Origin of the sequence: Kitasatospora sp. NBC_01287 (assembly GCF_026340565.1) — a bacterium.
GTDB lineage: Bacteria > Actinomycetota > Actinomycetes > Streptomycetales > Streptomycetaceae > Kitasatospora.
Genome location: NZ_JAPEPB010000001.1, coordinates 511602 through 536762, shown reverse-complemented (window position 1 = coordinate 536762; position 25161 = coordinate 511602). Strand labels below are relative to the sequence as shown.

Sequence of the window (25161 nt, the reverse complement as noted above, 5' to 3'; positions counted from 1 at the left end):
TTGGTCACGGGCTGACCGGGTCCGGCGACCCGTGGTCCGTGCGCGATAGGCTGCGCCGGTGAGCGATCTGTCGGCGGTAGGCCCTGGACCGAGTCCCGTACCGAGTCCCGTACCGGGACCTGGGCGGAGTCGTGCCCCGGGGCCCGACGCGAGTTCTGGGCCGGGTCCCGAGGCGGCGCAGCGACTGCCCGGAACGGCGGTCCAGGAGCGGCTGGCCGAGCTGGTCACCTGCCGTGGCTGCGGGCGGCTGCTGCACGACCCCGAGTCGCGGATGCTCCGGTTGGGCCCCGGGTGCCGCCACACCGGTGGTGAGCCGGTGCGGCGGCACGAGGTGGCGCAGGACGCGCTGCCCGGACTGTGAGCCCTGCGGCGCGCATGATGTGACGGCGTATCAGAGCGCGTCAGACGCGTCAGAGGGTGTCAGAGCGTGTCAGACCTCCAGGTCTGCCTCGATCTTGGCCAGCTGGTGCCGCGCCATGGCGAGGTTCGCCCGGCGCTTGTCGAGCGCGAGGTAGAGGAAGAGGCCCTTGCCGGTGCGGCCGGTCAGCGGCCGGATCATGTGGTACTGGCTGCTGAGCGTGATCAGGATGTCCTCGATGCCGTCGTTCAGCCCCAGCATCTCCATCGTCCGGAACTTGGCCCGCACCACATCCGTGTTCCCGGCGGCGGCCACGGTCAGGTCCAGCCCGCCGCCGCCGTCCAGAGTGCCCAGGGCCATCCCGCTGCCGTAGTCCACGAGTGCGGCGCCGATCGCGCCCTCGATGTTGTTGATTGCCTGCCGGAGTGCGGTGTCGGCGTCTGCCATGGTGATCTCCTGAAGTGGGGCTGGAAGTGGACAGCGGAACGAAAGGTCTTTGGTCGTAACCGAGTTGGTCTGATGGCCTGTTGGTCTGATGGCCTGTTGGTCTGATGGCCTGTTGGTCTGGTGGGCGGTGGGCGGTGGGCGGTGGGGGGCTGGGTCTAGGGGGAGGAGGCTTGCGGCTCGCCCCCGCGCAGTACCTCGGCGAGGCGCTGCGCGGAGCGGCGCCCCTCCAGCCGTAGCCGGCCGATGCTCACGTCGGGGTGCGAGAGCAGTGTCAGGACGCAGTTCGGTCCGGCCGCGTAGGTCGCGATGAAGCCGTGCTCGCCGCGGAAGAGCGACTCGCGGAACTCTCCCTGGCCGGTGGCATCGGCCAACCGCTGGGCCACCCCGAGCGCGGTCGCGGTGAGCGCGGCCAGGCCGTCCGGGTCGGTGTCGTGGGTGTCGTGGGCGAGCAGCAGACCGTTCACCCCCGCGACCAGGCCGCCGGCCAGGTGCGGCACGCGCAGCCGCAAGACGCGCAGTTCGGCGAGCAAGGTGCTCTCCAGGGCCGCGAGTTGGCGCCGATCGTAGCGCGGCTTCAGCATCCGCCTCATGACCGGGCGTTCGGGGTGGCGGGTGGGGCGGGGGTCATAGTCGGGCCTCCAGTGCGATGCGGACGCGGGTCAGCAGAGCGATGTCCGGTTCGGTGGGCGCGGGGCGGGGCGGCGGCGGGTTGCGCCCGGTGGCACGGCGCAGGGTTGCGCCCGGCACCCGGTGGTCCAGCGCGTCGCGCGGGGGCGGCACGGACAACCCGGCCCCGACGCCGGTCAGTTCGCCGACCGGCCGCTGGTCCTGAGGTCGCTGGTCCTGAGGTCGCTGGTCCTGAGGTCGCTGGTCCTGAGGATGCTGGTCCTGGGACCGCTGATCCTGCGGCTGCCGCGCTCGCGGTTCCTGGCACAGCCGCTCGTACGACTCCTCGCGGGGCGTCGCGATCAGGCCGGCCGCCGCCAGTCGCCGGACCTCGACGATCGTCGCGTAGGTCGAGCGTCCCAGCAGCCGGGCCAGCTCGGTCGGTGTCCGGCGGCCGTCGGCGAGGCCCAGCAGCTCGCGCCGTCGTGGACTTCCGGCCGGCCCCGCGCTGTTCCCGTGCGGCGCGGCCGCCCGCCGCACGGGCGCGGTGTCCACCTGCGGCCAGGGCCAGATGCGCTCCAGCAGATCCCGGCGCCGTACCGCCTCGCGCCGCAGCAGCCTGGGGTCCACCTCGTTCACCGGGCCGAGCCAGTGCCGCGCTCCGGGCTCGAAGCGGGCGTCCGGGGAGAGCGCGCCGAGGGCGAAGAAGGCCGCGTCGTGCAGGGCGGCGAGGTGGCAGAGTTCCAACTCGCCTCGTGTCAGGCTCCCTTGGGCGACCAGCATGCGGCCGACCAGGCAGTTGTCGGCGAACTGGTCCAGGGTGTGCTGCCAGCGGTCCGGGGTGAGCCGGCCGCAGCGGGTCAGCAGTTCCCCGAGGTCGAGGGAGTGCGGGCTGTCCGCGTGGACGACGGCGCCGTGGTCCAGGTAGACGGTGCCGGTCTCCGTGTGCAGGGCCCCGGTGGCCCGGGTGTCGGCCAGCCGCTCGACAGCCGGGCCCGGTGGCTGCCAGCGGCGTGACATGGGTGTGCTCACATCCTCAGCTCCCGTACGTGGAGGCGGACTTGTGGGGGTACGGCGATGCTGCGGCGCCGCGTGCCGGGCCGTCCGGGCCGTGCTGGAGGCGCGGTGCGGTGCAGTGCGGTGCGGTGCTTCAGCCGAGCACCAGCTCCTCCGCCAGAGCCTGCAGGCGTAGGCGCGCGCCGGCCAGATTGGCTTCCTCGCGGTCGAGCCACAGGTGCAGCAGCAGTCGGCTGTCGAAGACCGTGCCGATCAGCCGGAACAGGTGGTAGCTGCGTTCCGTGGTCAGGATCAGGTCCTGCAGCGGCAGTCGTGGGTCGCTCGCTTCGGCGAAGCTCAGGCTCTCGGCGGCGAGCCTGACCAGGTCGGTGGCCTCGGCGGCGGTGGCTTCGTGGTCCTCGGCCGGGCTCACCCCCGCCGTGCCGAGCGCCAGTCCGCTGCCCCAGTCGAGCAGGCCCGCACCGCGCGCGCCGGCGATTCTCATCGCCGCCGACAGGCAGTCCTCGATCCCCGGCACCTGGGCTCCTTCGGAATGGTAGGGATGTCGGCGGGAGTGGGAGGTGGTGGTCAGCACCGGCCACCGGCCACCGACTACTGGCCGCCAGCCGCCAGCCGCCAGCCGCCAGCCGCCAGCCGTCGACCGCCAGCCGTCGACCGCCACGACGCGTTGCTCGACTGCCACGGAAGGTTACTGAGTGAGAGATGCCGTATGACAATGCCGTTGGCATATTTACTACTTGAGCGCTGCTTTTCGGCCAACTCAGCCCGGAGTGCTGCCGCCGCCTCCAGGCCCTGGGCTTCGAGCCTTCTGCCGGCCGGCGACAGCGTGAACTCGCCGACCAGCACAGGGTGGTTGGCTCAATCGCACCCCTCGGCCCGAGTCCGACTACTGCGCGGTCCGCCCCGGACGCTATGGCGTGGCGGCGGTCGGCGCACGAGTGGTTCGGCCGCTGGTGAACTCCGTCGCTCCGGCACACGCCTTCCGCGTCTCCTCCGGAGACGGTTGCTGATCAACACTCGGTCGAGGTGGGCGGGATCCGGTTGGCCTACCAGCTGTCGGGTCCGCCGGACGCCCCGCCGCTCGTCCTGCTGCAGGCGCTGGGCGAGGGAGCCGCCGACTGGCGGGAGGTGACGCCGGTCCTCGCCCGCGGCCGACGGGTGTACGCGCTCGACCTCCGCGGGGATCCCGCGTGGCTGGAACGGCTCGGTGAGATCACCGCCCGGACCCTGGTGCTGGCCGGCGGCCCATCCAGCCACGTCGCCCAGGAAGGCATCGCCGAACTGGCCGGCCGCCTCCCCGACGGGCGGGTGGTGACCATCCCGGTGGGGCACCTGATCCACCACGCGGCCCCGGGGGAGTTCCTGGCGGCGGTCTCACCGTTCCTGCTCGCGGACGGGGAGTTCGGCCCCGGTTCCTGACCGGCGGGCGCCGGCCGCGGCCTGCCGAGGTGGCCCGCGCCGGAGCGGACCGCTGGTGGCACAGGCCTTGCGCGATCCGTCAGCCGATGGTTCGCCGCATGGACAACCGCGGCCACCGGTCCAGACCGTGGGCCGCTTCCCGCGCGCGGACCTCCCGCAGACCGGGGCCGAGTAGCTCCTCGGCGAGCGGTTGGAACCCGCAGCGGGCGTAGTAGGGGGCGTTCCACGGCACGTCGGTGAACGTGGTGAGGGTCAGGGCGCGGATGCCGCCGGCTGCAGCCAGGTCGGCGAGATGGTCCAGGAGCGCGCGTCCGATTCCCCTGCGGGCACTGTCAGGGTGCACCGAGACCTGTTCGACGTGGAGGCTGCCGTCGACGTGGTCTGCGATGAGGTAGGCCACCGGGGCGCCGGTCCCGTCGCCGGCCACCCAGGCCAGGCCGGCTCGCTGGTATCGGGCGAGTTCGTCCAGCGGCAGCGGCTCGTCGTCCGCGACAGCGGCCATGCCGATATCGCGGAAGCAGCGGCCCGCCGCCCTCTCGATCTCCTGGAGAAGGGGAAGTTCGTTGCTGTGGGCCTCTCGGATGCGCATGGGCTCCTTCTCCAGTTCGAGCATCAGCAGGATGTCGCGATGTCTCAACGGCTCTGGAGCCGGCGGAACTCGTGCACCACCTGGATCTCGCCGACGATGTGGGCGTTGAACTCGTCAAGCTCCGCGGCCGGTACCCACAGTTCGAGGATCGTCCGGCCGCCGACCTGCTGGACGGGGTACCGGCGCAGGAACTCCGACTCGACCTCGAAGCGCGTGACGAACCCGGCACCGCTGTGCTTGACGTTCCAGTCCCGCGCGATCTTGATCGCGTAGTCCTCGTCGAGGACGGGGTAGAAGATCGGCTGCTCGGGCAACCGGGCCGGCCAGGCACGCCAGTTCAGCTCCCGGACCAGGGCCAGCTCCTCGGGCCCTGTGGGTCTCCAGAGGGTCGTCGTCGATCGCCGGCCGGTCATGGGAGTCGCTCTCCGTGTGTCTGCTGCCGCTGATGCGGCCCGTGGGAGATCGGACGGTACCGGCCCACGGGCCGCGCCGGCCACCGGGTTTCGGAGCGCATCCCGCGGCCTGCCGGCTGCCCGGCTGCCCGGTGGAGGCGAGAGCCGTTCTAGGGTGACCGGATGAGTGAGGAGCAACCCTTCGCCGACGGCCGCAACCTGCTCTGGCTGCTGAGCGGCTTCGGAGCCGACGACCGGCTCCGCGCGTCCGTCCCGCTGAACAGGCAGCAGTACTTGCGGATCCGCCCTTTGCTGCGCGAGCACTGCGACGTCCGTGACGACGACTGGCTGACGGGGGGCGAGTACCAGATCCTGCCCGCGCTCCGGGAGCCGCTGCGCGCGACCCTGGCGGCGGCCGCGGCGGACGGCTCCGCCGACGACGGCTCTGCTGTGGACGTCGAGTTCGAGCCGGACCTGGTCTACTTCCTCGGCGCTCGCCAGGACCTCCCCGACGGGTCGGCCGCCCCGCCACCCGGAGCGCTGTGAGGTGGGGCCGCCGCGCCCGCCCGGCCCGCTGGTCCGCAGCGGTACCGCGTCCCCTGTAACCCGGGTGCTGGCGCCGCGGCACGTCGTCTAGGGTGCGGGCATGGAGTCGCAGAGCTATCTCGCTGAGCTGTTCTCGCTGGACGGACGTGTTGCCGTGGTCACCGGCGGCAGTTCCGGCATCGGCCGTGCCATCGCCGGAGCGCTGGCCCGGGCAGGGGCGAGCGTCGTGATCGTGGCGCGCAGGGAGGCGGAACTGGCGGCGGCGGTAGGCGAGCTGACGGCGCACGGCGGCCGGGCGGCCTGGGTGAGCGGCGATCTGAGCACGCGCGACGGCGCCCGCCGCGTGGCCGATGAGGCGGCCGGGGTGTTCGGCGAGCCCGACATCCTCGTCAACTCCGCCGGGGTGAACCTGCGGCCGCCCATGGGCGAGCTGGGTGACGACGTCTGGGACACCACCATGGCGGTGAACCTGGCGGCGCCGTACGCGCTGGGACAGCGGTTCGGGCCCGGCATGGCCGAGCGCGGCTTCGGGCGGATCATCCACGTCACCTCCCAGCAAGCGCACCGGGCGTTCGTGCAGAGTGGAGCCTACGGAGTCTCCAAGGGGGCGCTGGAGTCGCTGGCCCGTTCGCAGGCCGAGGCCTGGTCGCCGTACGGCGTCACCTGCAACACACTGGTGCCGGGGTTCGTGATGACGCCGCTCAACGCGCGGCTGTCGTCGGACCCGGAGCGGGTGGCGGCGCTGGCCGCGCGCACGATGGTCGGGCGCAACGGTCTGGCCGAGGACTTCGAGGGTGCGGCGGTGTTCCTGGCGAGCCGCGCCTCCGCCTACGTCACCGGGCAGTCGGTCTTCGTCGACGGCGGCTTCTCCGTGCACTGACACGCCGTGTCCGGCGGGCGTTGTGACGGTCGGTCAGTGCCTAGGATGTCCGTATGCCAACTCCGATATCCGGGCCGGTTCCGGCGCCGACAGCCGCGTCCGCGGCGCGACCTGAGCCGCAGCCGCCCGCGCCTTCCGCGCAGCCGTCACTGCCGCCCGAGGTGCGGCGGACCACGTCGACCTTCCTCGCGGCGATCGACGAGACCGCACCCGGGCTGGTCGAAGGCCTGTACCTGCACGGCTCGTTGGGCTTCGGCGAGTTCTACGCCGACCGCAGCGACATCGACTTCGTCGCCGTCCTGGCCGAACGCCCCGACGAGGCCGCGCTCGCGGCGCTCGCCACGGCGCACCGGGTGGTGCGGGAGCGCTGCCCAGGGCCGTACTTCGACGGATTCCACCTCTTGCGCGCCGATCTGGGCCGGTCGCCGGAGCAGTGCCCGGACGTGCCGTGCGTCAAGGACGCCACCTTCACGGAGGCCGACCGGTTCGACGTCTCTCCGGTCACCTGGCACGAACTCGCGCGCCACGGCGTGACGGTGCGCGGGCCGGTGCTCACCGGGACGGAGGTCTGGACGGACGACGCCGCGCTGCGCGCCTTCAGCCACGCGAACCTGGCCGACTACTGGGCGGGCGCCGTCCAGGAGCTCACCGAGGACCCGGCGGGTGCGGCCACACCCCTGGCGGCGGAGTGGTGCGTGCTCGGGGTCAGCCGCCTGCACCACCTGCTCGCCACCGGCGCGCTCACCGCCAAGAGCGCCGCCGGACGGTACGCCTTGACCGCGTTCGAACCGCGCTGGCACCCGATCGTCACCGAGGCGCTGCGGGTCCGGGAGGCGGCGGGCACTCCCTCCGCCTACGCGGGCGACGAGGCGCGGCGGGGGCGCGAGACGACGGCGTTCACGGCGATGGCCGTCGAAGCGGGGCTGGCTCTCGGGGTGTCCAGCGGCGGCTGAGCTGAGCCGTACTGAGCCGTACTGAGCCGTACTCAGTCGACCTGAGCTGCGGCCGGTGCCGGTGCCCAGGGCACTGGCACCGGCGGTCCGCCGGGCGCTCGGGTCAGCCGCGGTCGTTCAACAGGGCGATCAGCTCCGCCGTGCCGCCGGTCTCGCCGAGCTTCGGGAAGACCCGGGTGAGGCTGTGCTCGTGCGAGACCGGGTCCAGGTCGGCCACCGCGTCGGTGGCGATGGTGACGTGGTAGCCGTGCTCGTACGCCGCGCGGGCCGTCGACTCGACGCCCACGCTGGTGGCGACACCGCCGATGACGACCTGGGTGACACCGCGGCGCCGCAGCTCCTGGTCGAGCTCGGTGCCGTGGAAGGCGCCCCAGGTCCGCTTGCTGACGGTGATGTCGCCCGGCTGGGCGGGCAGCACCAGGTCGGCCCAGTCCGCCGGGAGGTCGCCGCCGCGGGCGGGACGCTCGGTGCGGCCGGGCGCCCCGCCGGTGACGTTGACCAGGACGATCGGCAGCTCGCGCTCGCGGAACGCCGCGACCAACTGCTCGGCGTTGGCCAGGACCTGATCGATGCCGGCGTCCGCGGCGATGGCGGTGATGCCCTTCTGCAGGTCGACCAGGATGAGGGCGGTGTCGCGGTCCAGCGTGGTGGCAGTCATGGCTGTGCTTCCTTGTTCCTGGAGGGGTTGCTCCCGGCGGTGATGGCGCCGGTGATTGGAGCCGGGGTTGATGCCGGGGTTGGTGCCGGAGTTGGTGCCGGGGGTCCGGCGCGCGCTCACTGGTCGTCGCCGGCCGCCAGGCTGCGCAGCAGCGGCAGCGCCTGGGCGAGCGTGGCGCGCTGCGCGGCGTCGAGTTGGGTGCCGAGGGCGCTGGTCAGCCAGTCGCGCTTGGCCCGCAGGATCGAGTCCACCGCGGCCCGGCCCTCCTCGGTCAGCTCGATCAGCAGCTGCCGCCCGTCGGTGGGGTGCGGCGTGCGCCGGACGTAGCCCCGCTCCTCCAGCGCCGCCACGGTCATCCGCATCGACTGCGGACGGACGAACTCCGCGCGGGCCAGATCGGCCGTGGTGGCCGCGCCGTCCCGCAGCAGCCGCGCGACGGCCGAGCGCTGGGAGGCGGTCAGCTCGCTGGCCGCCGAGGCGGCGCGCGCCCGGCGGGCGAGTTGCCCGAGGACGGTGTGGATCTCGGCGGCGAAGCCGGGCAGGTCCTCGGGGTCCTGGTGGGCGGGGGTGGCGGGGGACATGCCGTCGAGCCTATGGGTCGGCAGGGGAACTTGCAAGGCGAACTGTTGAGCTTCGCTGTGGAGCTCGGGTGTGGAGCTCGGGTGTGGAGCTCGGGTGTGGTGCTTGGCTGTGGTGCTTGGCTGTGGAGTTCCGCTAGGCCTCGCCCGCCCGTGCCCTCGCCCGCCCACGCCGTGCCCGCCCGCGCCGCCGTTCGTTGAGCAGGTCGAGCATCCGCCGCACCGAGAGAGGGCCGAGATTGACGACCCTGGCCATGCCGCCCGACGAGTTCGCCGCCACCCTTCCCAAGCACGTCGTCTCCGCCGCCGTCCTGCTGGCCGACCGGGCCGGGCGGATCCTGATGCTCCACCAGGCCCACGCCTACCCCGGGCACCCCGCCTGGTGGCAGCTGCCCGGCGGCCTGGCCGACCACGGCGAGCGCCCGAGTGAGACGGCGGTGCGCGAGACGCGCGAGGAGACCGGCATCGCGCTGCCCGCCGCGCTGCCCCTGCTGGTGGTCGACCACCGCGTCCCGGCCGACGACTGGCCCCCGGTGATCGACTTCTGCTTCGACGCCGGTCCGGCCGGGGACGGCGTCGCGGTGGTGCTCAGCGCCGAGCACGACGAGTTCGCCTGGCGGGCCCCGGAGCAGTGGCGGCCCTACCTGCAGCCCGAGCAGCGCCCGTGGTTCGCGGCCGTGTTGCGGGCCCGTGCCGACGGAGCGGCGCGCTACCTCCAGAACGGTCGGTAGTGCCGCGGTTCCGACTCCCGAACGGGTTGATCGCGTTCGATCGCTGAGGCTGAGGCTGAGGCTGAGGGCCGGGAAGGGGGTCGGACAGAGAAGCGTGCGCTGTGCACGGATAAGTGCTACTGTCCTATCCGTGCACAGCGCACGCATCGCGTCACGACCTCAGGAGCCATCAGCCATGGACATCGCAGCCGCCCCCGCCACGCCCGTCACCGCCCCCGCCGCACCTGCCCCCGCCGCCTTCCGCACCGACATCGCCGGCGCCCTGACCGACCTCCTCTTCACCCCGGGCCTCGACCTGGACGAAGCCGTCGACCGCCACTTCGCCCCCGACTACCGCCAGCGCACCGACGGACGTTGGGACGACCGCGCGGCCTTCCTGACGCACATCGCCCACCTGCGCTCCGTCGTCGCCGGCGGTTCGGTGACGGTGCTCGACGAGCTGAGCGACGGGGACCGGTACGCCGACCGCCACGTCGTCGAGGTCACCAAGACCGATGGCAGCACCGTGCGCATGGAGGTCTACCTGTTCGCCGAGTTCGCACCCGACGGACGGTTCCGCCGGATCGAGGAGACCACCCTGCTGCTGGCCGGCGACGAGGCCGACCGCGACCTCGGCAGCGCCCGCTGAGGGCGGAACGATCCGCGCGCCCGGCGGGGTCGGGAAGGGGGCCCCGGAGCCTGTCTGTGATGAGGGCCTGACAGTGGTGGCAGGTGTGGCTCCAGTGGGCTGTCGCGAAACCCCTTGGCCGCGGAGCGTGCCGATCGGCTGACGGCCGAGCAGGTCGCCCGGCTGGATCGGCTCGACCTCTCATTGCCGTTCTCACTTCTGTTCTCATCTCGCTTCTGGTTGCCGCTTGCCGCTTCTCGTTCCCGCTTCTCACAGCACGATCATCAGGACGAACGTCGGCACTGCGGTCAGCAGGCCGCTCACCGGCCAGTACAGCCGGGAGGGCGGTGCCATCGACCGCCGCACGCGCCGGTTGGCGAGCCACCAGAGCAGTCCGAACAGGGTCAGCACCGGGAGGCCGATCATCAGCCACGGCAGCACGCCGTCGTTCTCGGTCGCCTCCCGGGTCGCCCAGCCGAGCGCGGCCAGCGGCCAGTTGACGGCGAGGTACCAGAGCAGCCAGACCGGCACCACGCCGGGGACGCCCAGCGTCAGGTTCACCAGCACGGCCGTCGACCAGCTCCGCACCCGGGCGGTGGCCGCGCGGTCCGGGTTGTTCAGGTCATCCACGGGCGTCACGGCATGCGCGTCCACGGCCGGCGCCACTTGCCGCGCGAGAGCCGGTTGTAGTTCTCCGGCACGGTGTGCAGCCGGCCGGCTCGCGCCCGTTCTTCACGGCCTCGTCCGCCAGGAAGTCCGGGGGGTTCGGCTTGCGCGGCTCCCGGAGCACGGGTGCCTGGCGGAGCACGGGCGCCTGGATCAGGGCCTCGCGCGGCTTGAGCCGGCGCGCCGGCGAGGTGAAGAGCCAGTCCGCGTTCGACAGTGCGCTGATGCCCATCTCGTACCGGAGCGCCCGGGTCAGGGCGTACGTCGTGGTCCAGCCGGTGCGGCCGTCCTCCTCCAGCTTGGATACGCCGAGGGTGGCGCCGTTGCCGTAGGTCGTGTTCACGAACCGCCGGGTGAGGCGAACCATCTCGTCGGCCATGTGGAATTCCCCCAGGAAAGGCAAAGGAAAGGTCAAGGAATGATCATATCAACCTCCCGCCCGGGTGTGGTGGAACGGCCCGCTGCCGGCCGGGCCGGGCCGGGCGGGCCGGCCGGGCGGTGGCGCGGGTCAGCTCGGATGTGCGACATCCCGTGAGTTCTTGGACGCGTCGACCGCCTGTCGTCAAACGATCGTTTGCCGACAGGCGGTCGACGCACCTGTGAGTTGGAGCGGGCGGCTCGCCGCCGCCTCGTAGTCCCGTTACGACAGATGACGGGCGAAGAAGGTCCCCACCCGGCGCCGTACCTCAGCGAGTGTCACCGCAGGGTCGCCGGTACCGACGAGCGCGGTCCGCGCCGTCGCTGTCACGAGACCGGAAGTCTGGAGTCGAGGGACGAGCGAGCCGTAGTCGGTGAACGCCCAGGGGTTCGCGTCGGGGAGCAGCACGCGGTGGCCGGGAAGGCCCGCCCAGGACGACTCGATTCGGGCGGCGCCGTCGAATCCGTCGGTGCGGAACAGCAGTAGCGGCTGGTCGAGGCCGGCCAGCGTCGGGTGCCGGTCGAGATAGCCCTCCAGGTTCGCCACCGCGCCGACCCGGCGGTCGTCACGGGCCGCGTACACCGCCGCGGTGCCGCCTGTGGAGTGCCCGTACAACCCGATCCGGCGGGAGTCCATGGCCCGGGCGAGCGGAAGGCGGCTGAGCCGGTCCAGGACGAGCCGGAGGTCCGCGATCCGGGTGTCCACCATCGTGCGGAAGGTTGCCGGGTCCGGGGGGCGAACAAGACGGTCGTCCGCGGCCCGTTTGTGGTGGGTGGCCGTGCGGCGGTGCGGAAGCGGCGGGTGGTGCCTTCGTCGACCCTTGACGGCCTCGGTCTCCTGTCCCGGACCCGGGTGCAAAGCGGGCGTCTCAGCTCTCGGCGGGGGCGGCGGGCTGGTCTGCTTGCCGGGAATCGGATCGCCATCAACGGGGTTGGTGGGGGATGAGCCGTTATTGGAGGATCATGCGAGCGATTCAGGTGTACGAAGTGGGCGGTCCCGAGGTGCTGCGGGAGGCCGAGGTGGACCAGCCGCGGCCGGGTCCGGGCGAGGCGATCGTGGAGGTCGCCGCATCCGGGGTCAACTTCCTCGACGTCTACCACCGCGAAGGCCGGTACAGCCTCCCGCTGCCCTTCACCCCGGGCGCTGAGGGCGCCGGCACGGTCGTCGACGTTGGACCCGGCGTCGCTGACGTCGCAGTCGGGGACCGGGTCGGTTGGGTGGAGATTCCCGGCACGTATGCCGAGCGGGCCGTCGTGGACTCCTCCCGGCTGGTGCCGCTGCCCGACGATATCGGCTTCGAGACAGCCGCCGCCGTGCTCCTCCAAGGCATGACCGCGCACTATCTCGTCAAGGACGCCTACCCGGTTCAGGGGGGCGACACGGTGCTCGTGCATGCGGCTGCTGGTGGCATGGGGCTGCTTTTGACCCAGCTCATCACCCATCTCGGCGGCAGGGTGATCGGCACGACGTCGACCACGGCGAAGGCCGAGCTGGCGAAGCGTGCCGGGGCCGCCGAGGTGATCCTTTCCTCCGCAGTCGACGATCTCGCAGCCGAGGTGAGGCGGCTCAACGGCGGTCAGGGACTGCCGGTTGTCTTCGACGGCGTCGGCGCGCACACCTTCGATGCGAGCCTCGCCAGCCTGCGAACCCGCGGCCATCTCGTGCTCTTCGGCGCGGCAAGTGGTGCCGTGCCTCCGTTTGATCCGATTCGGCTCGCCCACGGCGGTTCGCTGACCCTGATCCGGCCCAGCCTCGGGGACTTCATCGCCGATCGGTCCGAACTGCTCCGACGGGCCGCCGATGTGTTCGAGTGGGTGCGCTCCAAGGCGCTTGAGGTCACCGTAACGGGCCGCTACGCATTGTCCGAGGCCGCCCAGGCCCACAGCGATCTGGAGGCTCGGCGTACCACCGGCAAGCTGCTCGTCGTACCCGATGCGGCCGCTATTGGACGCCGCGAGGAGACGCAGAGCTGATCGCGGGTGACGAGGTCGGGGATCTTGCCCCGAGAGCCGTTCGGATCACCGTCACTGCGACGGTGATCCGAACGGCTTCCCTGGACTCCAGGGCCCGACAGCTCGCTGACAGTCACCGCGGGTTCGGGCCAGGGGCGTTTCAAAGTCCCCGCGAGTGCTTGAGTCCGTCGGTCGCGAGAGGCGAGGGGCCGTCGGGACTGGGCCGTTACGCATGCGACGAAGCTCCGCGTGCGCATCCTGCGGCACCGCACCGACCTGAAGTCCGGCAGGACCAGCCGCGAGACCGATTACGCGATCGCGGACCTGATCTCGTATCACGCGTCGCCGCGGCGGCTCGGCCGCCTCGCCCGGTCGCAGTGGACCATCGAGAACCGGCTCCGCTTCGGTCAGTGACACCACCTTCCGCGAGGACGCCTCGAAGATCCGCACCGGCCACGGCCCGGAGAACATGGCAACCCTGCGCAACCTGGCCATCAACACCATCCGAGCCGCGGGGCAGCAGAACGTCGCTGCCGGCCTCCGGCAAGCCTCCTACGAGCCCCTCACTCGCCCGCTCGACCTCCTGGCCATCGCCTGACCAGCACACTCACAAGATCGTCAGACTTTGCAACGCCCCTGGGGTTCTCGTTGTTTAACCTCCGGCCGGCGACCAGAGGTCAGAACAAGCTGGGTCGGCGACAATTCCCGGGCGTATTCGCGGTTCGTGCGCCAGAATGCCCGGATGGAAGCGGGCACGGTGGCGGAACTGGTCGGGCAGGCCCTGGCGGCGGCGCGCGTTGCCGAGGAGACGGATGAGTGGGACGAGTACGGGACGCTGCTGTGGCGGGCGGCCGCCGACGGGTTGGGGTCGCTGCCGCTCGGCCTGGAGCTGATCGGTTCGGATGATCCGGTCGAGCGTGCGACGGGCTGTGATCTGCTGGGCGACGCGAGCGACCAGAACGAGGCGGTCCGTGCCGAGACGGCGGCCGCGTTGGTCGCGCTCGCGGAGCGGGAGACCGAGGGCCACGTGCTGTGGTCCCTGGCGCGCGCGATCGAGAGGACGTACGACCAGCGCGCCGTCCCCGTCCTCGCCGCCCTCGCCGGGCATCCCGACGCCGAGATCCGCCAGCGGGTGGCCAGCTCCTTCGCGGGGGTCGTCACCGGCCTGCCGGACGGACCGGACATCCGCGCACTCATCATGCTGACCCGCGACAAGGATCCGGAGGTCCGTAACTGGGCGACGTTCACACTGGGCTTCCAGGCCGAGGTCGACAGCCCCGCGATCCGGGCCGCGCTCTGGGAGCGGACGACCGACGAGTCCGCGGATGCCCGCGAGGAGGGCATCCGCGGACTCGCCCGGCGACACGACCTGCGCGCCGTCCCGCTGCTGGCGGAACTGCTCGACAACCCCGAGGGCGCGCACACCCTCACCTTCAGCGCGGCAGAGATCATGGGCATCCCCGAACTGCTTCCGTCCCTGCTGGAGTACGAGCCCGACGGCGTCTGGGTCACCGCTGCCGTCAACGCCTGCGACCCGGTGCGGCGGGCCCAGTTGGACGCCTCCGCCTGGGACCTGCTGTGCGCGCTCGACCAGCTCCGCCCCGACCTGGATGCCTCTGTGTACATGGAGCGCTTCGACCACGGCGTGTCCCTCGGCCTCGGCGACAACTTCGAATCATCGGGCTACGACGTCGAGGCGCTGCTCGAGCGGGCGGACGGCGAACCCGCGCGCGCCGCCGAACTGGTCGCGTCCGACCAGCCGAGGAGCCCTGGGCCGTCTGGTCGTGGCCGGCCACTGGGTTGAAGGTGACCCGGCCATCGTGGTGGTCATGGAAAGCCGCCTACACCCAACTCCGCCTGGCGCCCTTCTCGTCGGCGAGCACCGGCTGCCCTGGCAGCCGCCCCTTCCGCCGAACAGGCGCACACCCGGCCGCGTCCGTCGCGGCTATGGCCATCTACTTGCACAACTACCCCGTGTCGCACGCGCACCGAGACCGTCCGGCCGCCCACCAGGCCGACCCCAAGGGCGCCGCTCGGAGCCGGCACCACGCTACCCAGCCATCAAGAAAACCGCATAACAGACACACAGGCGCCAGTAGCCACTACGGACGACGGGGGGCCATCGATCACCAGTCGATGGCCCCGCCGATGAATGCCCGCAGAAGTAAAAACCGAAGCTCAGGTGACCACTCGGAGGACGATCTTGCCCTGCAGGTGGCCCTGTTCGGCGCGGGTGTGAGCCTGCGCCGCGGCGCTCAGGGGGAAGACGCTGTCGATGCCGACCCGCAGCAGGCCGGCATTGATCAAGCGTGCCAGCTCGGTCAGTTGCTCCCCGCTGGAGCGCACCTGCCAGCCGCCCACCGTGATGCCGAGCTCCGCGGCGCGCTCGCGGTGGTACTCCCCGAAGTAGACCGGGGCCAGCGTGCCGCCGCGCCGCAGCACCGGCAGGAAGCGGTGGCCGTCCGGGCCGCCGACCGTGTCGATCAGGATGTCCACCTCCCGCACGACGTCCTCGACGGCGTCCCGGGTGTAGTCCACGAACCGGTCGGCGCCCAGGTCCTTCAGGAACGCCTCGTGACGTCCGGAGGCCACGCCGATCACCTGCGCGGCGCCCGCGGCCTTGGCCAACTGCAGGGCGAAGTGGCCCACTCCGCCGCCCGCGCCGTTGACCAGCACCGTACTGCCCGCTTCGATGCGCAGGTGCTCGAAGAGGAACTGGTAGGCGGTGAGGCCCGCCATCGGCACGGCCGCGGCCTCCACATGCCCCAGCGCGGCAGGCTTGGGCGCGAGGTGCGCGGCGGGCGAGGTGGCGAACTCCGCGTACCCGGAGGCCCGGCCGGGGAAGTTCACCAGCCCGAACACCTCGTCGCCGACCTGCCACTCGGTGACCCCGGTGCCCACGGCCGCGATCACGCCGGAGATGTCGGAGCCCGGTGTGAACGGCACAGGCCACACCGGACGCATCGCCTCCGGGATGTTCGCGAAGCCCCGGCGCGCGTACCAGTCGGGCGGGTTGACCCCGGCCGCGTGGACCCGTACCAGTACCTCGCCGGGCCCTGCCTCGGGCCGCGGCACCTCCTCGTGCACCAGCTGCTCGGGGTCGCCGAAGGCGTGCACCCGTACGGCCCACATCGTTGCTGTCCCCATGCTGTTCCCCCAGGTGTCGACTGGTGCACCCCGTCCGAACGCAATCCGGTGCACTGCTCCGAATAATAAGCGGAGCAGTGCTTCGTTTGTCAATGTCGCTTGTTCCCGGGCCAGATGAACCTGCTCGGTAGGGCCGGCGCCCGGAGCGGGTCTAATCGGCGGCTGCCTGGCCCGTGACTGCTCGGCCCGTGACCGCCTGGCTCGTGACTGCCTGGCCCGTGACTGCTCGGCCTGCGACGTCATGGCCCGCGACGTCCTGGTTGGCAGCCTTCTGGTCGGCCACGGCTCGGGCCGCCTCGACGGGGTCGCCGACCGGTGTGGTGGGATAGGCGGTGGTCCGGTGCGCCCAGGCGTCGTCCAGGGAGAACCAGTCGATCGCGACCGGCTCCCGCCCGTCCGCCATCGCCGTGTCCAGACTCGCGAAGTAGGCGGCCCAGCGCGGCGCGTAGACGTCCGCGACCAGGCCCGACCACTCGCGGTTGGCGTAGTCGTGCAGTTGCCCCTGCTCGCTGGGGCCGCGGCCGCCCCAGGTGGTGAGCAACGAGCGTGCGTCGTACTCCAGTTGGTCGCTCTCGGCGCCGCCCTCGCCCCAGGAGCGCGCGGCGGTGAGCCAAGGGCCCAGCAGGAAGCGGGAGTCGGTGGCGAGCAGCCGATCCAGCAGTGCCTCGTCGGCGGTCCACCGCTCGGCCAGGGCGCGGAAAGCGGCGCGGTCGTGCGCGCCGTAGGCGGCGGCCAGGTGCGGCAGCAGGGCCCGGGCGCGGTTGCCGAGCACTTGCCGGGCCACGTCCACCAGGTCGAAGCGGTAGGCGTCCGTGCCGCGCGACTCCGGTGCCACCCGCAGCAGTTCGCCGAGCGCGGCCGCCACCGCCGCGGGCGGGTAGCGGGTGGCGCCGGGGCTCCAGGTCGCCGCCGTGCCGGCGTCCAGCGCGGGCCGGGCGGCGAAGAGGCTGTCCGCCGGCTCGCTCCAGCCGTCGGACGGGGTGCTGTACGGGCCGCTCCGCAGCAGCTCCCAGGCCGCGGCGGCGTGCTCGTCCGGTCCGCCGTACCGGCGTGCGGCGTAGTCGGCGAACCAGGCGCGCTGGTCGACGGGCCGCTGCTGCCAGGCGAGTTCGGTGAACAGCGCGAAGGCCGCCGGGTTGCCGCCGGTGCCCTCGGGCAGGTAGGCGAGGCCGGCGAGTGCGCTGCCCGGCTTGGTCAGCCAGCGGCGGAACCGGTCCGTCCAGACAGCCGTGTTGGCGCCCAGGCCGGTGTGTCCGCCGAAGTTGTCGATGGTGCCGAAGGCATAGGGCGTCCCGCCCCACTGGCCCTCCCGGTCCAGGCCGTCGTAGCGGTCGGCCAGGCCGTCCAGGATCAGCATCCGGGCCCGGTCCACGCCGTTCAGCACGGCGGCGGTGGGGTTCTGCTCCCAGCCCAGCAGCACCCAGGTCGCGCCGGGGTGCGCGGCGTCCAGCGCCTGTTGCACCGCCCGGGCGGCACCCGTCGCGTCGACGGGGCCGAGCAGGCCGCCCTCGTGCAGCAGGTCCATCTTGTACATCGTGCTGTCGCCGAACCGCTCCCGCTGGGCACGATAGTAGGCCGCCGCCAACTGGTCGAAGACCGGGCCGGTGGGGTCGAGCCAGTCCGGCCGTGCGAAGCCGACCCACTCGCCCTGCGGCACCGTGCGGGCACCCGCGTTGCGCTGCGCGAACCCGGGTGGCACGGTGCCGAAGAAGCCGGGCAGCACCGGCGTCATGCCCAGCGCCCGGAGCTGGTCGGTGATCAGCCGCCCGAGCGCGGCGCGCGCCTCGGCCAGCCGGGCCGACTCCGGGCCGCCGAAGCCCGCCATGTTCTGCAGCAGCCACCAGCTCTGATGGCCGGGTGCAGGCACCCAGGCTCGCAACTCCTCGTCGCGGTAGCCGAACTGACGCAGCGCCCGGAGGTACGGATACTCCGCGCCGGTCTGCACGAAGACCTCGTTGACCCCGTGCAGCGCCAGCAGGTCGATCTCGTGCTGGTAGGCGGCGAAGTCGCGGTATGGTCCCGAGTACCCGGCGTCGGTGTCGTTCAGCGCGTACCGGTGCGGCACCGCCGCGGTCCGGGTGGTGCCGCCGGCCGGCGCGGGCAGCGTGGCCGGGAGCCGGTCGAGGCTGTCACCCGGCCAGCCCAGGTCCACCCCGGCGACGTGCGCCAGGTACCAGCCGACGCCGCTGAGCAGGGTCGCGGGGGAGGTGGCGCGGACCGTGATCGCGCCCGCCGTGCCGCCGAGGGTGAAGGAGTCCGCGGGGTGGTGGGCCGCGGTGGTGGTTGGCGCGGTGGTTGACGCGGCGGTGGTTGACGCGGTGGTGGCCCGCGCCTCGGCGAGCAGCCGGAACTGCGTGGCGTGCGCGGGGAGCAGCCGTCGCAGGCTCGCCTCGGCGGGCGCGGTGTCGAAGGCGGGGGCCCGGTCGCGCGCGGCTGCGGTGACGGCTGCGGATGCGGGCGCCTGTGCAGGGGCGGCGGCCGGGACGGGCAGGACCAGCCCGGTCAGCGCCACGGCCAGCAGCAGCGTGGTGCCGGACCACGCGAGCGGCATCGCCATCGTCCTCGCCACCTTCACCTCCACCTCGGCCCCCAGCGGCACGCCCGGGCGGGCTGGGGTGATCCTCGCAGGGAGCGTGGCGCGGATGGCGGACTGTCAAGGCCCCGGCGAGCCGCCCACCGCGGCCCGGGAGGCCTGCTGCCCGGTGGCGTGGGTGGCGCCGGTGAGCCGCGTCGTCAGGGTCCGGCCCAGTGGGGGAGCCTTCACAGGTCCCGGTCGAGGCGGTGGCACAGCTCGGCCAGCGCGGTCTCGGCCGCGGTGGCGACCCCGGGGAACGGATCGTCGAGGGCCGCGCGAACCACCGGAGCGTGTTCTCCTTCTCCCACGACTCCCAGCCCCCGGACGGCTGCGGCGCGGACCCGGGGGATCTCGTCGTCGGCCAGCGCGGCCAGCAGCTCCACCGCCTCGCCGAGCTCCCGCAGCGCCACCAGCTTCGCGGCCGTCTCCCGCACCCGCCAGGAGGGGTCGGCCAAGGCCCGGCCCACCACCGGAGCGGCGGCCGGGGTCCAGCAGTAGCGCAGTGCGCGCACTGCCCACACCCGGGGCCAGTGGTCCTGGTCGGGATCGGTGAGCCGCCCCCGGCGCAGCGCGGCGGCGGCGGGAGCACCGCCGAGCCAGGCCAGGGAGGGGTGCTCCGGATCGTCAGGGGCCAGACGGCCGGCCAGGAGGCCGACGCACCAGTCGGCGACCTGGCCGTGCCCGAGTCGCGAGCATGCCTGGGCGACCAGCGCCCCGGGGTGCTGCCCCAGATCGGCATCGGCAGGAATCGGCAGTGCCATGGCTTTTCGCCCCCCGTTGTCGTGCGCACTGATCGTACCGGTATCAGTCGTCCTGCCCCGGCCTGCCCCGGCCCGGCCCGGCCTGCCCCGGCCCGGCCCGGCCTGCCCCGGCCCGGCCTCGCGCCCCCGCACCAGGGCGGTGGCGAGCCGGGTGAGCTGGGTGCGCTGGGTGCGCTGGCCGGCGGTGAGGTGGCCGGTGAGCTCGGTGACACGGCTGGTGATCTCGGCGGTGCACCGGTCGGTGAGCTGCCGGCCGTGCGGGGTGAGCGAGACGAGGACCGCACGGCCGTCGTGGGGTGAGGGCGAGCGCTCGACCAGGTCGCGCTTCTCGGCGCGGCTGACCAGGCCGGTCATGGCGGACTTGTCCAGGCCGAGGTGGCGGCCGAGTTCGAGCATGCCGGCCCGGCGGTCGCGCAGGATGCCCAGCAGCCTGATCCGGATCATCGACAGGTCGTGCTCGGCGCCGGTGGTGGCCAGGACGCGCTGGACCAGCAGGGACAGCTGCACCAGGGCGTCCACCGTGTTCAGGGATCGGCTGTCGCTCAGCGGTTGGCCGTCGCTCAGCTGGCGGTTGTCGCCGATGTCGTCGCCGAACTGCCCTCCCTCGCCGAGCGGATCGCCACCGGCGCGCTGGCGGTGGATCCGGTATCCGTGCCGCTGGCGCGGGTCGAGCAGGTGTGGCACACCCCGACCGCCCCGGGGCGGCGGATCGTTCTGACGCCCTGAGGTTCTGGGGGCTCGGCGGCCTTGACAGTGGCATGAGCTGAGATGAATGCTTCATTGCATCTCATCCGCTCTTGTTCACTGGCCGTCCTTCCGGTCAGGGACGTACCGGAGGTGCCCGTGTCCAAGCACGTCGTCAAGAAGGCTGTCTCGGTGGCCTGTTCGGTGGCCGCCCTGCTCGCGGTGGTGGCGATCTCGGCGCCGGCGGCCAACGCCGCGCCGGCCAAGCCCGCCTGCACCGTCACCGGCCCGCACCACTGCTTCTGAGCCACCGACCGCTTCTGAGCCACCGACCGCTTCTGAGTCACCGACGCGGCGTGGGACCGATCGGCCCCACCCCGCGTCGCCCGCCCTGCCGCTGCGGCTCTCAGGCCTCGGCTTCGTCCTTCGCCTCACCCCGGTCCGGGGCGAACGGACCCTCGGTGACGAAGCGCCGCAACTGGTGGGCGAAGGAGCGGGCCTCGGCGGGCGGCCAGTCGTGCAGCGCGCGCTCGATCTCAGTGGTCAGCCGCTCGCGAGTGGCCCGAACCGTCCGCTCGCCGTGATCGGTGAGCACCAGCAGGGCCGCGCGGCGGTCGGCCGGGTCGGGCTCGCGGCGCAGCAGGCCGGCGGCCTCCAGGCGGCTGGCGCGGCGGGTCACGTTCGAGCGGTCCAGGCCGACCTCCTGGGCGAGCTCGGCGGCGCTGCGCGGCCCCGTCCTGGCCAGCCCGCTGAGCACGGGATAGGTGAGCTCGTCCACGCCCTCGCCGAGGCCCTCGGTCAGCCGCTGGTACAGCCGTGCCCGGGTGGTCCGCTTGAGCAGCAGCCCCAGTGCCTCAGCGATCTCGTGCGCCGCTTCTGTCTCCACGCCTCCAGCGTAGCGTGTCGGACGCACGCGTACGGCACGGCCGCGGCAGAGAGCCGGTGCCGCGTCCGCCCCGCGTCCGCCCCGCGTCCGCGTCGGGGCCGCGTCGGGGCAGGCCGTAGCAGCGGACCTGCGCCGGTCCGTCCGTCGGTCTGTCAGACTCGCTCCTCGGCAAGGGATTTAGCGCGGCGCAGGTCGAGGGAGGAGGTGGGGCCGGGTGAGTGCCACCGGGATCTGGGTGCTGCTGCCGGTCCCCGACGAGGCGGTGGCCCGCTTCGCACCGCTGCTGGATCCGCCGGTGGCGCGGCAGCGGCAGGCGGCGCGCACCCGGCGGCTGTGGCGCGACTGGCAGGCGGCGCCCGAGCTGGTCGGCGGCCTGCGGCAGGTCGGTGCCAACGGGCGGGCGCTGGAGGAGGCGAGCGAGGCGTTCCAGGAACTCTCCGGCGCCTGCCCGCTGGACGCGCACATCGAGACGGTCTACGAGCTCTGGGGCCACGGCGACCAGCAGGGCCCGCTGCTCACCGCCGGCTGCCGAAAGGGCCACCCCGCGGCGGCGTTGGCCCATGGATTGGGACCGGCGCGGTTCGCGCGGCTGCCCGGCTGGTTCGGTGACCTCACGATCGGCTCCGCCCGGGTCCGGGCCGAACTGCCGCACGTGGAGGCGGCCCTGGACCTCACTTCCGCCGAGCGCCGGGCCGCCGAGGAACGGACGGTGACCTGGCTGTGCGAGAGCGGTGACGGCGACGCGGCGGAGGCGGCGGCCATGCTGGACGGCATCGTGCCCGTCTGGCAGGCCGCCGCGCGGGCCGGGCGCGGGCTCAGCGGCGCCATGGTGATTCCTTGCTGACATTGGGGATGGGCTGATCTGACGTCACATCACTGATCAGTGACTTGGCTTGACGGTTCGTCAGTCGAAGTCGAACTGGATGGCCCCGTCCTTCCGTCGGTGGTGTGCCGCAGCAGCAGGCCCACCGCGAGAGCGGCGAGGAGGGCGGCCGCCACCCCGCCGAGCAGGGCATCGTGCATGCCCGCCAGGAACGCGGTGCGTGCGTGGTCCAACACCGGCCCGCCCATCGCGGCGGCGGCAGCCAGCGAGGAGTGGGCGGCCGCCACCACGTGGTCGGGGGCCCCGGGCAGGCTCAGGTGGCTGCGGTAGGAGGCGCTCAGGATGCTGCCGAGCACCGCGATGCCCAGTGCGCCGCCGAGTTCGCGCGACAGGTCGTTCATCGCGGATCCGACGTTCTGCAGGGCCGGTGGCAGTGCGTCGGTGATCGCGGTGGTCGCCGGGGTCATCGCCAGGCCCATCCCGGCGCCGAGGACCAGCAGCGCCGTGGCGAGCAGCCCGTAGGAGCTGGCGCGGCCCAGCTGGGTGAAGAGTGCCAGGCCGGCCGCGACCAGCAGCAGGCCGATCAGCCACGGGCGGCGCACGCCGAACCGGGTGCTGAGCTTGGGGCTGAGCCGAGAGCAGGGCACCATGGCCGCCGCCATCGGCAGCACGCTCACGGCGGCGGTCAACGCACTGTCACCACGTACGAGTTGCAGATACTGCATGATGACGAAGATGTAGCCGAAGAAGGCGAAGAACTGCAGCGCGACCGAGAGCGAGCCGGCCGCGAACTCGGCGTTGCGGAACAGTCGCGGATCCAGCAGCGGGTGCGGCCGCCGCAGCTCCCAGGCCAGGAAGCCGACCAGGACCAGCAGTCCGACCGCGATCCCGCCGAGGGTGCGCGTGCTGCCCCAGCCCGCCACCGGCGCCTCGATCACGCTGTGGACCAGGGCGCCCAGGCCGAGCGCCACCAGGACCGCGCCCGTCCTGTCGAGCGCGGGGCGCCCGGCCTCGGCCGACTCCGGGACGAGGAGCAGCGTGCCGATCAGGGCCAGCGCCGCGAGCAGCACGTTCAGCAGGAAGACCGAGCGCCAGGACCACTCCTGCAGCAGTGAGCCGGAGGCCAGCAGCCCGACCACGGCGCTGGCGCCCGCCACTGCCGCCCACACGCTGACCGCCCGTCCGCGCTGCTCGCGCGGGAAGGTGGCGGTGATGGTCGAGAGGGTGGCGGGCATGACCAGGGCGGCACCCACCCCGAGCACCGCGCGCAGGACGATCAGCAGGTCGGGGGAGGTGGTGAGCAGGGCCGCGCCGGAGGCCCCGGCGAAGATCGCCAGCCCGGTGAGCAGCGCGCGGCGGCGCCCGAACCGGTCGCCCAGCGCACCGGCCGGCAGTAGCAGCGCGGCGAAGGCCAGGCTGTAGGCGTCGATGATCCAGGAGAGCTGGGTCTGGTCGGCGTGGGTCTCGCGGGCGACGGAGGGCAGCGCGACGTTCAGCGAGGACATCGCGGCCACCACCGTGGCCAGGGCGAGGCAGGTGATCGCCAGGACGGCGTTCTGCCGCACCGGGACTTCCTGCCGTACGGGGACTTCCTGTCGTACGGGGACTTGCTGCCGTACGGGGCCCAACGGCCGCACGGGCGCCCCGTGTTGCGGTGGTGATGCGTCGCGCGCCGGTGTGCCGGGTGCGTCGGCCGCGCTGTGCCGGGCGGCTGGTTGCCGGGTGGATGACATGCTTCTCGCTCTCCCGCTCTGATCGCTGGGCAAGGTGGGTGACCGCTCCGGACTCATCGCCCCGGGCACAGCATTTCAACGGTGATGAACAGATCCGCTCCGCGCGGCCGCCGGCCCGCCGGCCCGGCGGCCCGGACACCCGCGGGGTGATCCTCGACATCGCCCGCCGCCGCTTCCTGGCCGAGGGCTACCACGCTGTCACGCTGCGCTCGATCGCCGCCGAAGCCGGCGTGGACCTGGCCTTGATCAGCTACTTCTTCGGCTCCGAGAAGGGCCTGTTCGGCGCCGTGCTCGCGTTGGCCGCCAACCCCGCCGAGGTGCTCGCCCAGGCCCTCACGGGGGACCCGGCCACCGGCCACTCTCCCGCAGCGCCTGGTGCGCGGTGCGCTCACGGTCTGGGCGGACCCGTAGGCCGGTCCCACCCTGCTGGCCATGCTCCGCAACGCCGCCGTGGAGCCCGCGTTCGGGGCCCACCGCCCGTGCGGCGCCCCCCGTGGCCCCCGCCCCCGCGGCTACGGCCCTGAGCTGCGCGTTAGGCTGGCCACACCATGCGGATTCTTGTAACCGGCGGCGCCGGATTCATCGGCTCGGAGTTCGTCCGCTCCCACCTGGCGGCCGACCCGGCGGCACGGGTGACGGTGTTCGACAAGCTCACCTACTGCGGCCTCCTCGCCAACCTCGACCCGATCGCCGGGCATCCGGGCTACACCTTCGTGCAGGGCGACGTTTGCGACCCGGCCGCCGTGGACACGGTGATGGCCGGTCACGACGCGGTGGTGCACTTCGCCGCCGAGTCGCACGTGGACCGGTCGATCGACAGCGCGGCGCCGTTCGTGCGCACCAACGTGCTCGGCACCCAGGTCCTGCTGGACGCCGCACTGCGCCACCGGATCGGACGGTTCGTCCAGGTGTCGACCGACGAGGTCTACGGCTCGATCGCCGACGGCTCCTGGCGCGAGAGCCAGCCGCCCGCGCCCACCTCGCCCTACGCCGCCTCGAAGGCCGGCGCCGACCTGCTGGCGCTGGCCTACCACCGCACCCACGGTCTGGACGTGGTGGTCACCCGCTGCTCCAACAACTACGGGCCGTACCAGTTCCCGGAGAAGGTCATCCCGCTCTTCACCACCCGGCTGCTGGAGGGCCGGCGCGTCCCGCTCTACGGCGACGGGCGCAACGTGCGCGACTGGCTGCACGTCAGCGACCACTGCCGGGGCATCGAGCTGGTGCTGCGCGGCGGCCGGGCGGGGGAGGTCTACCACATCGGCGGCGGCACCGAGGTCAGCAACCGGGAGCTCACCGGACTGCTGCTGGCGGCGGTGGGCGCCGGGTGGGAGCTGGTCGAGCGGGTCGCCGACCGCAAGGGCCACGACCTGCGCTACGCGCTCGACACCGGCAAGATCCGTACCGAGCTGGGCTACCGGCCGCAGGTCGACTTCGCGGACGGGCTGGCGCGGACGGTGGCCTGGTACCGCGAGCACCGCTCGTGGTGGGAGCCGCTGCGCCGCCCGTAGCCCCCGGCGCCGCCCGTAGCCCCCCGGCGCCGCCCGGGCCCCGGGCCGGTCCGTGGCGCACGGTCAAAAGGAAGCCCTCGACCGGTGGTAGCCCCGCCCGGTGGTAGCCCTGCCCGTCAGGAGCCCCGGTGGGCGGGCCAAGCGCGGGAGGGGCTCCCGGCCGGGCCGCCGGGGTCGTGCTGGATGATCACCTCCACGGGACTCACGACTCACCACCGCGGAGG

At 72.9% G+C, this 25161-nt stretch carries 32 protein-coding genes; 16 read left to right on the top strand and 16 right to left on the bottom strand.

Features of this window, described 5'->3' with window-relative positions:
- Nucleotides 1–58 precede the first annotated feature (58 nt).
- The gene (locus OG455_RS02045; RefSeq protein WP_266289500.1) at nt 59–361 is read left to right on the top strand and encodes a DUF6011 domain-containing protein; all 303 of its coding nucleotides are present in this window, start codon (nt 59–61) and stop codon (nt 359–361) included.
- 69 nt (nt 362–430) lie between these two features.
- Here OG455_RS02045 and OG455_RS02040 read toward each other — a convergent pair whose 3' ends face one another.
- The 4 genes from OG455_RS02040 to OG455_RS02025 all read right to left on the bottom strand — a co-directional run bounded on the left by OG455_RS02040 (nt 431) and on the right by OG455_RS02025 (nt 2945).
- Entirely contained in the window at nt 431–805 is a 375-nt protein-coding gene (locus OG455_RS02040; RefSeq protein ID WP_266289498.1) for a hypothetical protein, read from the bottom strand.
- A gap of 155 nt (nt 806–960) precedes the next feature.
- Nucleotides 961–1386: a roadblock/LC7 domain-containing protein gene (locus OG455_RS02035; RefSeq protein ID WP_266289496.1), complete on the bottom strand. Its 426-nt coding sequence runs from the start codon at nt 1384–1386 to the stop codon at nt 961–963.
- A 43-nt stretch (nt 1387–1429) separates the two neighbouring features.
- Nucleotides 1430–2443: a hypothetical protein gene (locus OG455_RS02030; RefSeq protein WP_266289494.1), complete on the bottom strand. Its 1014-nt coding sequence runs from the start codon at nt 2441–2443 to the stop codon at nt 1430–1432.
- 118 nt (nt 2444–2561) lie between these two features.
- Nucleotides 2562–2945, bottom strand: a complete 384-nt coding sequence (locus OG455_RS02025; RefSeq protein ID WP_266289492.1) for a hypothetical protein — start codon at nt 2943–2945, stop codon at nt 2562–2564.
- 509 nt (nt 2946–3454) lie between these two features.
- Between OG455_RS02025 and OG455_RS02020 the strand changes: the two genes are divergently transcribed.
- On the top strand, nt 3455–3847 hold the full coding sequence (locus OG455_RS02020; RefSeq protein WP_266289490.1) for an alpha/beta fold hydrolase: 393 nt from the start codon (nt 3455–3457) through the stop codon (nt 3845–3847).
- Nucleotides 3848–3926: 79 nt separating this feature from the next.
- Here OG455_RS02020 and OG455_RS02015 read toward each other — a convergent pair whose 3' ends face one another.
- Nucleotides 3927–4436 carry a GNAT family N-acetyltransferase gene (locus tag OG455_RS02015; RefSeq protein ID WP_266300627.1) on the bottom strand — a complete coding sequence of 170 codons (510 nt, stop codon included), beginning with the start codon at nt 4434–4436 and terminating at the stop codon, nt 3927–3929.
- Nucleotides 4437–4480: 44 nt separating this feature from the next.
- Nucleotides 4481–4849 (bottom strand): hypothetical protein, encoded by a 369-nt coding sequence (locus tag OG455_RS02010; RefSeq protein ID WP_266289488.1) that lies wholly within the window; start codon nt 4847–4849, stop codon nt 4481–4483.
- Nucleotides 4850–5011: 162 nt separating this feature from the next.
- Here OG455_RS02010 and OG455_RS02005 point away from each other — a divergent pair, with 162 nt between their 5' ends.
- The 3 genes from OG455_RS02005 to OG455_RS01995 all read left to right on the top strand — a co-directional run bounded on the left by OG455_RS02005 (nt 5012) and on the right by OG455_RS01995 (nt 7207).
- Nucleotides 5012–5374, top strand: a complete 363-nt coding sequence (locus OG455_RS02005) for a hypothetical protein (protein ID WP_266289486.1) — start codon at nt 5012–5014, stop codon at nt 5372–5374.
- A gap of 100 nt (nt 5375–5474) precedes the next feature.
- Nucleotides 5475–6254, top strand: a complete 780-nt coding sequence (locus tag OG455_RS02000; RefSeq protein WP_266289484.1) for an SDR family NAD(P)-dependent oxidoreductase — start codon at nt 5475–5477, stop codon at nt 6252–6254.
- 53 nt (nt 6255–6307) lie between these two features.
- Nucleotides 6308–7207 (top strand): hypothetical protein, encoded by a 900-nt coding sequence (locus tag OG455_RS01995; protein WP_266289482.1) that lies wholly within the window; start codon nt 6308–6310, stop codon nt 7205–7207.
- A gap of 103 nt (nt 7208–7310) precedes the next feature.
- On the opposite strand, the gene OG455_RS01990 is transcribed toward OG455_RS01995, so the two are convergent.
- Nucleotides 7311–7865, bottom strand: coding sequence for an isochorismatase family protein (locus OG455_RS01990; protein ID WP_266289480.1), 555 nt, complete (start codon nt 7863–7865; stop codon nt 7311–7313).
- Between the two features lie 116 nt (nt 7866–7981).
- Nucleotides 7982–8446, bottom strand: a complete 465-nt coding sequence (locus OG455_RS01985; RefSeq protein ID WP_266289478.1) for a MarR family winged helix-turn-helix transcriptional regulator — start codon at nt 8444–8446, stop codon at nt 7982–7984.
- Between the two features lie 236 nt (nt 8447–8682).
- On the opposite strand from OG455_RS01985, the gene OG455_RS01980 reads away from it, so the two are divergent.
- Nucleotides 8683–9174 (top strand): NUDIX hydrolase, encoded by a 492-nt coding sequence (locus OG455_RS01980; RefSeq protein ID WP_266289476.1) that lies wholly within the window; start codon nt 8683–8685, stop codon nt 9172–9174.
- A 175-nt stretch (nt 9175–9349) separates the two neighbouring features.
- Nucleotides 9350–9802: a nuclear transport factor 2 family protein gene (locus OG455_RS01975; protein ID WP_266289474.1), complete on the top strand. Its 453-nt coding sequence runs from the start codon at nt 9350–9352 to the stop codon at nt 9800–9802.
- Between the two features lie 249 nt (nt 9803–10051).
- Here the strand turns inward: OG455_RS01975 and OG455_RS01970 are convergent, their stop codons facing one another.
- From OG455_RS01970 to OG455_RS01960, 3 genes are all read right to left on the bottom strand, one after another.
- The gene (locus tag OG455_RS01970; RefSeq protein WP_266289472.1) at nt 10052–10420 is read right to left on the bottom strand and encodes a hypothetical protein; all 369 of its coding nucleotides are present in this window, start codon (nt 10418–10420) and stop codon (nt 10052–10054) included.
- Complete coding sequence (locus tag OG455_RS01965; protein ID WP_266301088.1) at nt 10404–10862, bottom strand: hypothetical protein; 459 nt, start codon at nt 10860–10862, stop codon at nt 10404–10406. Before OG455_RS01965 ends, OG455_RS01970 begins: the two co-directional genes overlap by 17 nt.
- Before the next feature lie 225 nt (nt 10863–11087).
- A complete protein-coding gene (locus OG455_RS01960; RefSeq protein ID WP_266289470.1) occupies nt 11088–11573 on the bottom strand; it encodes a hypothetical protein in 486 nt (161 codons plus the stop codon).
- A 254-nt stretch (nt 11574–11827) separates the two neighbouring features.
- Here OG455_RS01960 and OG455_RS01955 point away from each other — a divergent pair, with 254 nt between their 5' ends.
- The 4 genes from OG455_RS01955 (at nt 11828) to OG455_RS01940 (ending at nt 14621) form a co-directional block, all read left to right on the top strand.
- A complete protein-coding gene (locus OG455_RS01955) occupies nt 11828–12838 on the top strand; it encodes a quinone oxidoreductase (RefSeq protein WP_266289468.1) in 1011 nt (336 codons plus the stop codon).
- Nucleotides 12839–13066: 228 nt separating this feature from the next.
- Nucleotides 13067–13231 (top strand): hypothetical protein, encoded by a 165-nt coding sequence (locus OG455_RS01950; protein ID WP_266289466.1) that lies wholly within the window; start codon nt 13067–13069, stop codon nt 13229–13231.
- A gap of 55 nt (nt 13232–13286) precedes the next feature.
- The gene (locus tag OG455_RS01945) at nt 13287–13415 is read left to right on the top strand and encodes a hypothetical protein (RefSeq protein ID WP_266289463.1); all 129 of its coding nucleotides are present in this window, start codon (nt 13287–13289) and stop codon (nt 13413–13415) included.
- A 144-nt stretch (nt 13416–13559) separates the two neighbouring features.
- On the top strand, nt 13560–14621 hold the full coding sequence (locus tag OG455_RS01940; protein WP_266289461.1) for a HEAT repeat domain-containing protein: 1062 nt from the start codon (nt 13560–13562) through the stop codon (nt 14619–14621).
- Between the two features lie 374 nt (nt 14622–14995).
- Here the strand turns inward: OG455_RS01940 and OG455_RS01935 are convergent, their stop codons facing one another.
- The 3 genes from OG455_RS01935 to OG455_RS01925 form a co-directional block, all read right to left on the bottom strand.
- Complete coding sequence (locus OG455_RS01935) at nt 14996–15964, bottom strand: NADP-dependent oxidoreductase (protein ID WP_266289459.1); 969 nt, start codon at nt 15962–15964, stop codon at nt 14996–14998.
- A gap of 151 nt (nt 15965–16115) precedes the next feature.
- The gene (locus OG455_RS01930; protein WP_266289457.1) at nt 16116–18521 is read right to left on the bottom strand and encodes an alpha-N-acetylglucosaminidase; all 2406 of its coding nucleotides are present in this window, start codon (nt 18519–18521) and stop codon (nt 16116–16118) included.
- A gap of 203 nt (nt 18522–18724) precedes the next feature.
- Nucleotides 18725–19807, bottom strand: coding sequence for a HEAT repeat domain-containing protein (locus OG455_RS01925; protein WP_266289455.1), 1083 nt, complete (start codon nt 19805–19807; stop codon nt 18725–18727).
- 42 nt (nt 19808–19849) lie between these two features.
- On the opposite strand from OG455_RS01925, the gene OG455_RS01920 reads away from it, so the two are divergent.
- Nucleotides 19850–20026 carry a hypothetical protein gene (locus OG455_RS01920; protein WP_266289453.1) on the top strand — a complete coding sequence of 59 codons (177 nt, stop codon included), beginning with the start codon at nt 19850–19852 and terminating at the stop codon, nt 20024–20026.
- Between the two features lie 117 nt (nt 20027–20143).
- Entirely contained in the window at nt 20144–20290 is a 147-nt protein-coding gene (locus OG455_RS01915; protein ID WP_266289451.1) for a hypothetical protein, read from the top strand.
- Nucleotides 20291–20390: 100 nt separating this feature from the next.
- On the opposite strand, the gene OG455_RS01910 is transcribed toward OG455_RS01915, so the two are convergent.
- Entirely contained in the window at nt 20391–20870 is a 480-nt protein-coding gene (locus OG455_RS01910) for a MarR family winged helix-turn-helix transcriptional regulator (protein ID WP_266289449.1), read from the bottom strand.
- Nucleotides 20871–21084: 214 nt separating this feature from the next.
- On the opposite strand from OG455_RS01910, the gene OG455_RS01905 reads away from it, so the two are divergent.
- Nucleotides 21085–21714: a hypothetical protein gene (locus OG455_RS01905; protein WP_266289447.1), complete on the top strand. Its 630-nt coding sequence runs from the start codon at nt 21085–21087 to the stop codon at nt 21712–21714.
- Between the two features lie 29 nt (nt 21715–21743).
- On the opposite strand, the gene OG455_RS01900 is transcribed toward OG455_RS01905, so the two are convergent.
- A complete protein-coding gene (locus OG455_RS01900) occupies nt 21744–23258 on the bottom strand; it encodes an MFS transporter (protein ID WP_266289445.1) in 1515 nt (504 codons plus the stop codon).
- 314 nt (nt 23259–23572) lie between these two features.
- Here OG455_RS01900 and OG455_RS01895 point away from each other — a divergent pair, with 314 nt between their 5' ends.
- Nucleotides 23573–23950 carry a TetR family transcriptional regulator gene (locus OG455_RS01895; RefSeq protein ID WP_266289443.1) on the top strand — a complete coding sequence of 126 codons (378 nt, stop codon included), beginning with the start codon at nt 23573–23575 and terminating at the stop codon, nt 23948–23950.
- Between the two features lie 24 nt (nt 23951–23974).
- On the top strand, nt 23975–24937 hold the full coding sequence (rfbB, locus tag OG455_RS01890) for a dTDP-glucose 4,6-dehydratase (RefSeq protein WP_266289441.1): 963 nt from the start codon (nt 23975–23977) through the stop codon (nt 24935–24937).
- Nucleotides 24938–25161 lie beyond the last annotated feature (224 nt).